This window comes from Archangium sp. (assembly GCF_036388035.1).
GTDB lineage: Bacteria > Myxococcota > Myxococcia > Myxococcales > Myxococcaceae > Archangium.
In genome coordinates this window covers 1-9,714 of the sequence record NZ_DASVSO010000886.1, presented here as the reverse complement: position 1 = coordinate 9,714, position 9,714 = coordinate 1, and the positions used below count along the sequence as shown (strand labels likewise).

The window sequence follows — 9,714 nt, the reverse complement described above, 5'->3', positions numbered from 1 at the left end:
CCATTGCCGGCCTCGGAGTGTCGGCTCCCAGGGCTTCTCGGAGCAGCCAGGCGCGCTCCTCTTGACGGGGACGGGGGCCGCCGGGGCTCGCGAGGTGCCTCCGGACGAGAGGGGGCGAGCAGGCGTTCCGACGGGCAGGCGTGCCCCGGAGGCGGGGGCTCCTGTGCCACAATGCCGGCGCCGCGCGTACTGCCCGGGCACCGGCGCCCGGGCTTCTCGTTGACCCCGGACGTCCGCTCGCCATGACGCCTTCCTCTCGTGCCCGGTCCTCCCGGCGGAGTCTGTTTCCCCAGGCACCGCTCCTCGCGAGCGCCGTGCTCCTGCTGCTCGTGAGCGTGGCCGCCTGTGCCCGGAGCGAGGCCCCGCCACTTCCCGTCGAGGCCGAGGTCGAGGGGTACTGGCTGAAGCCCATCGCGCGCGGCAACAAGCTGGTGCCGTGCGGGCACGGCACCCACGCCTGGGGATGGACGCCGGGCCAAGCCGGGCTCTGGCTCGTGGACGAGTCCGGCCGCCAGCTCTTCCCCGAGGTCTTGAGCGACAAGGATGCTCGCTTCAAGGGCCAGGAGCCGCAGGTGATGGGCGTGGTGCCCACGGCCGATCCCGAGCGTGCCTGGGTCCATGTGCGGATGTCGTTGCCCGTGGGGGGCGGCAGTGCGGTGTTCCTGGTGGACCACCAGGGCTCGGTCCAGCAGCTCGTGGCGCCCACTCAGGAATTGGAGTGGATGCCGTCCGAGGGCCGCGAGCGACTCTGGGTTGTCTTCGGGCTCAGCAAGCAACTGTGGAGCATCGACGTGCCTGGCACCGGGGTGGACAAGGTGGACCTGGCCATGTCGGGAACCGACGTGCAGCAGATGATGCCCGTAGGGGATGGGAGGCAGGGCTGGCTCGTGCTGGACAACAGCCTCTACCAGGTGGACCTGCGGGCGCGTCCCCAGCTCAACCCCCGTCCGCTGCGGGCGCGTGACGTTTCCTTCCTAATACCTACCGCGGAGCCGCAACGTGTCTGGGTGCTCGCGGCGCGGCCCGGGGCAGTCGTCGCCCAGTATCATTCCGGTAACACGACCTGGAAAGAGCAGCGGGCGAGGACTGCCCAGATCAGGGCCTACGGCATGCAGTTCTTCCTCGTGGGTCGTGAGGGAGCGAAGACCTCCTCGATTTCCTTGCCCGAGGATGTGCGGCAGATGTTTGCCCACGAGGGTGGCAAACTCTTCTGGGTGGAGCTGGACCCGAGCTCGGCGGCCGCCCGCTCCTCGGGTCGGTCGTTGAAGCTCCTGGGGCTCGATGGGAAGTGGGTGGGGACGGGGGTGGAGGTGGAAGGGTCGGTGTTCCTGGCGCGCTCGCCGGATGGGCACGTCTGGGCGCACAACGAGAAGCGCCTCTACGTCTTGGGAGACAACGGCGAGGAGGTCGCACGCGGCGCGGACGCGGAGTGGCTCGAGAAGGCCCGGCTCGTTCCGCTCTCGGCGGAGCGCGCCTGGACGGTGACGCCCGAGGGCGTCGTCCGCCTGCTGGTCGTGAAGGACAAGGCCATCCTCGTGAGCGCCTCGCTGGACACCGGGCTGCGCTCCCCGGTGATGAAGGCCTGGGACGAGCATGGCGGGTGGTTGCTCTCGGACGACGGGACCCGGCTCCACAGGCTCTCGCTTGGGGCGGAGGGGCTCGGGATGACGGAGGTGCTCGAAGGCGTGGGAATGAGCGACGTGCTCCCCATTCCGGGCACCGGTCGGGTCTGGATTGCCGGCGTCCCGCGCGGCTACATCTACGGGCCGGCCTCGGATGTGGGGCGCACGGCCGTGGGCTTCGCGGGGGGCGCCCGCCTCGGGCGCGACGCGAGTGGGAAGGTCCAGGTGGCGGGCAAGCTCCAAGCGGGCCTGCCGCTGGAGTCACTGGCGCTCGACTGGCCCGGGCTCGCGCACGCCACGGAGCTCGGGCGCTCGCTGCGGCTCGAGTTGCGCGCGGAGGACGGGGATGGCGAGCTGGCGGGGCAGGGGCTTCGGCGTCTCGGGATGCCGGCCAACCCCCTCTTCCAGTGGACGGCGCCCCCGGGAAACGCGGAGCGTCTCTACCGGGCCGTCGTGGCGCACGAGGTGGAGAATGGCACCCGCCTCACCGCCACCTTCCGGCACGTGCCCTTCGGCGTGCCGCTGCTCGACCGCGTCTGGGTGCGCACGGCGCTGGCGTGCCTCGCGGTGACGCTGCTGCTGCTGCTGCCCATGTTGCTTCTGCGCCCCACCACCACTCCCCGCAGGTGGTTGCCGCTCCTCGGCTATGTCGCCTCCGTCGTGGGCGTGGGGGGCGGCGAGGTGCTCGGGTTGCTGGGCGGCCTGCGCATCCACGTGCCCTCCCTGCTGGCCGTGGTGGGCGCCGAGCTGGTGCTGTGCGCGGGCCTGGGGCTGCTGTCGCCCGCCGTGTTCCGCCGGCTCGTCTTCACCCATCCGTTCTCCTGGGCCGCCGCGCCGCTGCTGCGCTGGCCCGCCTTCCGCCGTCGCTTCTTCGCCTCCTATATCCGGCAGGTGCGCCGCCGGGTGGAGGTGGCCTCGGCCCATGCCAACGGCGAGGTGTACGTGGAGCTGTCCTCGCACGTCACCGAGTACGCCGGGCCCGGGGTGCCGCCCTCGCCCTCCGAGCGCACCGCCGAGGAGCTGGCCACACTGCTCACGCATGAGCGCGCGCACCTGCTCATCCAGTGCGCGGGAGGCCGGGGGAAGAGCGCCCTGCTGCGGCGGCTCGTCCGGCTGTCGCTGGAGCGCTTCGAGAAGCAGCCCTCCTCGCCGCTGCCCGTCTTCATCGACCCGGCGACCGAGGACCTGGAGGCCGCCGCGAAGGAGTCGCTGAAGGACCTCGGGCTGCCGGAGGCGCTGCGGGACGCGCTGCTGGAGTCGGGGGACTTCTTCCTCGTGCTGGACGGACTCACCGAGTCGAAGCTGGAGCCCGAGGCCCTGCGCCGCTACCTGGAGCGCGAGATGGGCTTGCATGCGCCGCTGCTGCTGTCGGCCCGGCCCAACGAGGCGTACCGGACGGCGATGGCGCACGCGCTGCGCTGGCTGGGGGTGGAGCCAAAGCGGCTGGACGAGGCGGGGCTGGCGCGCTTCCAGGCCGCGTACCCGGGCGCCGACGGCAAGCCCGTGCCGCTCTCCGAGTCGCTCAAGCGCATCTGTCGGGGGCGGGTGGCGGATGCGAGCTACGTGCCCATCCTCGTGCGCCTGGCGCTGCGCTTCGGCGGGAGCGACGTGGACAGCGTCATCAACCTCTACCGCGCCGTGTTCGCGGGGCTGCTGAAGAAGGCCCCGGACGACGAGGCCACCTCGGAGCTGCTGGCCTTCGCGGAGACGCTGTGCCTGGGCAGCTACTGGGAGCACCGCAGCCGGCTCATCGTCTTCCGGGACAGCCCGGACGAGGCGAAGCTGCGGGTGCTGCTGGACGCGGGGCTGCTGGTGCCGGCGGATGCGCGGCCCGGCCCGGTGCCCACGCACGTGCGCTTCTTCCATGACTCGATGCAGAGCTACCTCACGGCGCGGGCGCTGTTCGCCCGCCAGGCCTCGCAGGCGCGGTGGGACTGCCTGTGGCGGGCCGCGGGCGAGCCGGGCTTCGCGCGCGAGCAGTCGGACCTGATGACGGAGGCGGGCTCGGAGCTGTTCCAGATGTGCTCGTACGTCTTCGGGTACGACGCGCGGCTGAAGGCCGAGCTGGGGCGCCACCTGGAGGCGTGCGCGGAGGCCAACGACGGGAAGCTCCACAAGGACGGCATCCTCGAGGCCGTGCCGGAGGAGCTGCGCTCCACGTTGCGCGAGTCGGGCCGGGCGCTGGCGCCGGGCGCGCTGCTGCGCGAGGCGAGCCGCGTCTGCCGCGAGTACACCGACGGCGAGGCGCTCTTCCTGCTCTACGCGCGCATCGCCCCGCTGGCCTGGCCCTGGAAGCCCGAGGACGGGGACGCCCCGGCGGCTCGCACGGACGCCAACGCGGCCTGAGCACGCACCCCATGCCCGTCACCCTGCCTGCCCATGCCGCCGCGGTGCTGCCCTTCTTCCGGCTCTCCCGCAGGGGGTTGCTGCCCACCGCGCTCGTCGTCGGAGCCTGCGCGCCCGACCTCGCCTATGTGTACGCGGTGCGCGGGGTGGGAGAGCCCTCGCACCAGGTCCCCGGCTTCCTCCTCTTCTGTGTCCCCATGGGCCTCGCGGTGCTGGTGTGGCTGGAGGTGCTCGTCCTGCCCGCGCTGCGCCTCGCCCTGCCCGAGGTGGGCGGCGTGCAGTGGGGCCGCTTCGCACGCACCGAGGGACTGCCTCGCACGCCACTCGCCTGGAGCCTCGCCGTCGCGGCGCTCGTGCTCGGGGCCACCACGCACATCCTCTGGGACGGCTTCACCCACCGCTCTATGTGGCCCGCCGAGGCCCTCTACCCCCACGTCGTCGTCCCCCTCGGAGGCAGGGAGCTGCCGCTGCCCCGCGTCCTCCAGCACGCCTCGTCCCTGGTGGGCTCGCTCCTCGTGCTCGGGTACATGGCGCGCCGCTACCGGCACCTGCCCGAGGTGCCAGGGGGCTCCTGGACGGACTTCCTTCGCGTGCTGCTGCCCACCGCCACCGGGGCGCTCGTGGGGCTCGCGCTGCGGCTGGCGCGCTACCAGGACATGGGCGCGCTGGAGGCGCAGCTCTGGTGGGCTTTCTGGCCCACCGCCACCGGCGCGCTCGTCGGGCTCTCCGCAGGCTGCGCGCTCGTGCGGTGGCGGGCCTGGCGCGGCGTGTCCGGGGCTTTCGTCCAAAAGTAGACGCGGCGAGTCGACGCTCCCAGGCCCGCTGCTAGGGTTCGCGCACCATGAACCCTGGAAGCCTCGCACCCCTGCTCCTCTCCCTGCTGTCCGGGACTCCGGCCGCGCAGCCCGCCGCCAGCGCACCGCCCGCCGCCACTGCTCCGTCCACGGTGCCCGGCATCGCCGCGCTGCCCGGCCAGCCCAACCTCCTGGCCAGCGGTGTCCCCGCCATTCCGCCCGAGCTGCGCAAGCGCGTCCTCCAGTACCTCGAGACGCGCTCGGGCAACCTGATGGACGTGAGCCCCGACGGCAAGCAGGTGCTCATCTCCACCCGCTTCGCCGACACCAACCAGCTCCACGTGGTGGAGCAGCCCCTGGGCGCGCGCTACCAGCTCACCTTCACGCCCGAGCCCATCAACTCCGCGCAGTTCCACCCCGGCGACGCGCGCACCCTCTTCTTCATGCAGGACGTGGGCGGCGGCGAGTTCTACCAGGTGTTCCGCCTGGACCGGCGCACCGGCCGCTCCGAGCTGCTCACCGACGGCAAGAGCCGCCACGAGCAGCTCGAGGTGTCCGATGACGGCAAGTGGCTCGCCTACGGGGGCACCGGCCGCAACGGCAAGGACACCGACGTCTACGTGGCCCCCACGGACAACCCCCAGCAGGCCCGCCGCGTCACCGAGGCCGAGGGCTCCTGGTACCCGGGCCACTTCTCCCGCGACGGCTCCAAGCTGCTCGTCACCCAGTTCCGCGCGGCGGATGACGCCGACCTGCACGTGGTGGACCTGAAGACGAGCCAGCTGCGCCAGCTCACCCCCAAGGAGGGCAAGGGCAGCATCAACGGCGCCGTGCTCACCCCGGACGGCAAGAGCGCCTACGTCGTCACGGACCGCTACGGCGACTTCGCCGAGCTCTACAAGCTGGATCTCGACAAGGCGCCCTACACCGCCGCGCCCCCGAGTCTCACGAAGTCCATCCGCTGGAACGTGGAGGCCATCGCGCTCTCGCCGGACGGCAAGACGCTCGCGGTGGAGACGAACGAGGACGGCTACAGCCGGCTGTACCTGATGGACACGAAGAGCGGCGCGCTCTCGCCAGTGGAGGTGCCGCGCGGCGTGGTGGGCGGCATCACCTTCGCGCGGGGGCGCTCGGACGTGCTCGCCTACGCCGTCTCCACCTCGCGCGCGCCCATGGACGTGTACCTGCTGGACCTGCGCACGAAGAAGAGCACCCGCTGGACGCGCTCGGAGGTGGGCGGCCTGGACACGGAGAGCTTCGTGGAGCCCGAGCTCATCCACTACGCGTCCACCGACGGCGTGAAGGTGCCCGCGTTCCTCTACCTGCCGCGCAAGGCCCAGGGGAAGGTGCCCGTGGTCATCGTCTTCCACGGCGGCCCCGAGGGGCAGAGCCGGCCCTACCTCAGCACCTTCACCCAGTTCCTCGCGGTGGAGCTGGGCATGGCGGTGGTGGTGCCCAACGTGCGTGGCTCGGAGGGCTACGGCAAGGCGTACCGGGCCATGGATGACGGGGTGAAGCGCGAGCAGAGCCTCGCGGACATCGGCGCCACGCTGGACGCCATCGCCGCGCGGCCGGAGCTGGATGCCTCGCGCGTGGCCGTGTACGGGGGCTCCTACGGCGGCTACATGGTGCTGGCCACCGCCGCCTTCTTCCCCGAGCGCATCAAGGCCGCGGTGGACGTGGTGGGCATCTCCTCGCTCGCCACCTTCCTGCAGAACACCCAGGCCTACCGCCGCGACCTGCGCCGCGCCGAGTACGGGGACGAGCGCAAGCCCGAGGTGCGCGCGGTGCAGGAGCGCATCTCCCCCCTCAACGCGGTGGACCGCATCAAGGCCGCGCTCTTCGTGCAGCAGGGCGCCAATGACCCGCGCGTGCCCCAGTCCGAGGCGGAGCAGATCGTGAAGGCCGTCCGGGCCCGGGGCGCGGACGTCTGGTACCTGCTCGCGCTCGACGAGGGCCACGGCTTCGGCAAGAAGGCCAACCGGGACACCATCACCATGGCGACCTTCCTCTTCCTGGAGAAGCACCTGGCCGCTCCCGCCAGCACTTCCGGCGGCTCCGGGAAGTAGGGGCCTCCGGGACGCGCGGCCTGTTCGGGGGATGCGGAGAGCTGATCGCCGTTTTCCTCATCCCCCGGGCCGAGGCTCGCGCGTGCTTCCGGACAGCTGCCCCGCGGGGCATTGCGGTCCGCTGTACACGATGAAATCTAGCGGCCGCGTTCGAGATGCGTGGCTGCCAGTCCACCGAGCTTCCCACCCTGGGGCAGGCCCGCAGTCACAGACGCAATGAGTGACGTCTGCCTCGGTGCAGCAACCACAGGAGGGAAAGCCATGCCGTCCATTCACGGTCTTCTGATTCGAAATGGGGAGGGGACTCCGCTGGGACAGTACGTCCCGTCGGGCAAGTTCGGGAGGATCTTCCCGGCGCTCCAGCCGCTGTTACCCCCGCTGGCGGCCCTGGAGGAGCTCGGCCGGGCGATGAAGGACGCCAACCCGGCGGACCCCAAGGGTGACAACGAGGACATCCCCGCGGGCTACACCTACCTGGGCCAGTTCATCGACCACGACATCACCTTCGACACCACCCCCATCCAGGAGGTGCTGGTCGACCCGCTGGCGCTCCACAACGTCCGCACCCCCGCGCTCGACCTGGACTGCGTGTATGGCCGGGGACCCGCCGATCAGCCCTACCTCTACCAGCTCCCTCCCAACGACGCGCTCTTCGTCATCGGCAACACCAGCGGCGTGCAGTCCGGCGGGAACCTGAAGGTGAGGCCGTCCCTCCCCTTCGACCTGCCGCGGGGCGCGCAGGGGCTGGCCGTCATCGGGGACCCGCGCAACGACGAGAACATCATCGTCGCCCAACTCCACCTGGCCTTCCTCCGCTTCCACAACAAGGTGGTCGAGGGCCTCAAGGCCGGCACCATCAAGCCGCCCCCGTCGGCGACCCAGGACTCGCTGTTCCAGCAGGCCCGCAAGCTCGTCATCTGGCACTACCAGTGGATCGTCCTGCACGACTTCCTGGGACGGCTGGTGGACAAGAAGGTGCTCGGCGACGTGCTGGAGAAGGGCCGCTCGTTCTACCTGCCGGAGGGGGATCCCTTCATCCCGGTGGAGTTCGCCGCCGCCGCCTACCGCCTGGGCCACAGCATGGTGCGCGAGGCGTATGACTTCAACGAGGTCTTCACCTTCAAGGACGGTCCGAACAAGATCGTTCCGGCGACGCTCGCGCTCCTGTTCCGCTTCTCCGGACGCTCGGGCACCAGCGTGCCCATCCCCAGCAACTGGATCATCGACTGGCGGCGCTTCTTCAAGTTCGCCGGAGATGGGGTGACGGCGGGCCTGAGCCGCAAGCTCGACCCGTTCCTCGCGCCGACGCTCTCGGAGATTCCCGACCACGGTGTGCTGCCCGGCCTCAACCTGGCCATCGCCAACCTCAAGCGCGGGCGCAGCCTCGGCCTACCCTCGGGGCAGAACGTGGCGCGGCGCATGCGCATCGAGCCGCTCTCGCCCAAGGACATCGCCAAGGGGCCGGATGGCGCGGTGGCCGAGAAGCACAACCTGCACCTCGAGACGCCGCTCTGGTACTACATCCTCAAGGAGGCCGAGGTGCGCGGCAACAGCAAGCGCCTGGGTCCCGTGGGCAGCCGCATCCTCTCCGAGGTCTTCGTGGGCCTGCTCGAGCTGGACACCAGCTCCTTCCTGGCCAGCAACCCGCAGTGGCAGCCGACGCTGCCCTCGGCCAAGGCGGGCGAGTTCGAGATGACGGACCTGCTCAAGTTCGCGGGCGACCTGTCGCCCATCAACGACCTGAACAACATCTTGACCTGAGGTGAGGGGCGCTTGAGGTGAAGGGACCGGCCGGGGTGCCAGCGCGCCCCGGCCGGGCTCCTCTCCGCGCACTACGGTAGGACTTCCCGGCGGGGCGCGTACCGCCGCCCGCCGTTCCTCCACGGGAAGGTGAAGGCAAGCGCCACCCCGGACAGGCCCACCAGGATGTAGAGGAACTGGCTGAGACGGCTGGACTGCGCGGGCTGCACGTCACCTCCGAAGAAGGCGTTCACGAGGTTCCACTGGAAGAGGCCGATGAGGCCCCAGGTGATGGCGCCCAGGATGACCAGCACGGCGAGCAGCTTGGTGAAGGTGCTGACGCCCGACTGCGTTCTCGCGTCCATGACTCGTCCTTTCGAGCAAGGGGGTTTTGCCTCCAGGCAGAGGGCCCAGTTCGCGAATGTCTCGCCGGCTCCGGACGTTGTGACGTACCTGTCCGCTCGCCGCCTTGCTGCTCAGGCGGGCTCGAGGGGCAGCTCCACGCAGAAGGTGGAGCCCACGCCCAGCTCGCTGACCACGGTGATGCGGCCGCCCATGGACTCGACGATGCGCCGGGCAATCCACAGCCCCAGGCCGAAGCCGCCGTAGTGGCGGTCGGACACCGCGCGCTCGAAGCGGTTGAAGACACGCTCCAGGTGCTCGGCGGCGATGCCGATGCCCGCGTCGCGCACGAGCAGGCGGGCGCGCTCCTCCTCGGCCTCCACGGTGAGCGAGATGGGGTTGCCCTGCCCGTACTTCACCGCGTTGGCGAGGAGGTTCGTCAGCACCTGCTCCAGCCGTGGCCGATCCCAGGTGCCGGGCAGCGCGGCGGGGGCGTGCAGGGTGAGGCGCGAGCCGGTACGCGCCAGCTCCGGCTCGAAGCGCTCCGCCACCTCGTGCGTCAGGGCCACGAGGTCCAGAGGCTCGGGCCGCAGCTCGAGCCGGCCCTCGCCCAGGCGCGAGACGTCCAGCAGGTCGCTCACGAGCTGCATCTGCCGCTTCGTCTGCCGCTCCATCAGCTCCAGGCCGCGACGCAGCCGCTCCGGGGGGAGCCCGTCGGGACCGCGGGCCAGGGCTCCCCGCAGGCCCTGCACCTGGAGCTGGAAGGCGGTGATGGGCGTGCGCAGCTCATGGCTGGCGATG

Annotated in this window: 6 protein-coding genes; 4 read left to right on the top strand and 2 right to left on the bottom strand. The window is 71.1% G+C overall.

Annotated features, from left to right (window positions below; translation table 11 throughout):
* Positions 1-314 precede the first annotated feature (314 nt).
* The 4 genes from VF697_RS36385 (at position 315) to VF697_RS36370 (ending at position 8,592) form a co-directional block, all read left to right on the top strand.
* Positions 315-3,968 carry a hypothetical protein gene (locus VF697_RS36385; RefSeq protein ID WP_331102388.1) on the top strand — a complete coding sequence of 1,218 codons (3,654 nt, stop codon included), beginning with the start codon at positions 315-317 and terminating at the stop codon, positions 3,966-3,968.
* Between the two features lie 11 nt (positions 3,969-3,979).
* Positions 3,980-4,762: a DUF4184 family protein gene (locus tag VF697_RS36380; protein ID WP_331102386.1), complete on the top strand. Its 783-nt coding sequence runs from the start codon at positions 3,980-3,982 to the stop codon at positions 4,760-4,762.
* 47 nt (positions 4,763-4,809) lie between these two features.
* Positions 4,810-6,831, top strand: coding sequence for a S9 family peptidase (locus tag VF697_RS36375; protein WP_331102384.1), 2,022 nt, complete (start codon positions 4,810-4,812; stop codon positions 6,829-6,831).
* 261 nt (positions 6,832-7,092) lie between these two features.
* Positions 7,093-8,592 carry a heme peroxidase family protein gene (locus VF697_RS36370; protein WP_331102382.1) on the top strand — a complete coding sequence of 500 codons (1,500 nt, stop codon included), beginning with the start codon at positions 7,093-7,095 and terminating at the stop codon, positions 8,590-8,592.
* 71 nt (positions 8,593-8,663) lie between these two features.
* On the opposite strand, the gene VF697_RS36365 is transcribed toward VF697_RS36370, so the two are convergent.
* The gene (locus VF697_RS36365; protein WP_331102380.1) at positions 8,664-8,936 is read right to left on the bottom strand and encodes a DUF378 domain-containing protein; all 273 of its coding nucleotides are present in this window, start codon (positions 8,934-8,936) and stop codon (positions 8,664-8,666) included.
* A 111-nt stretch (positions 8,937-9,047) separates the two neighbouring features.
* Positions 9,048-9,714: HAMP domain-containing sensor histidine kinase (locus VF697_RS36360; protein ID WP_331102378.1), on the bottom strand; the 667-nt coding region annotated here is incomplete at its 5' end.

Bases quoted from the DNA above. Each gene is read 5' to 3' on its own strand.
- VF697_RS36380 (WP_331102386.1), top strand. From the start codon at position 3,980: ATGCCCGTCACCCTGCCTGCCCATGCCGCCGCGGTGCTGCCCTTCTTC.
- VF697_RS36375 (WP_331102384.1), top strand. From the start codon at position 4,810: ATGAACCCTGGAAGCCTCGCACCCCTGCTCCTCTCCCTGCTGTCCGGG.
- VF697_RS36370 (WP_331102382.1), top strand. From the start codon at position 7,093: ATGCCGTCCATTCACGGTCTTCTGATTCGAAATGGGGAGGGGACTCCG.
- VF697_RS36365 (WP_331102380.1), bottom strand. From the start codon at position 8,936: ATGGACGCGAGAACGCAGTCGGGCGTCAGCACCTTCACCAAGCTGCTC.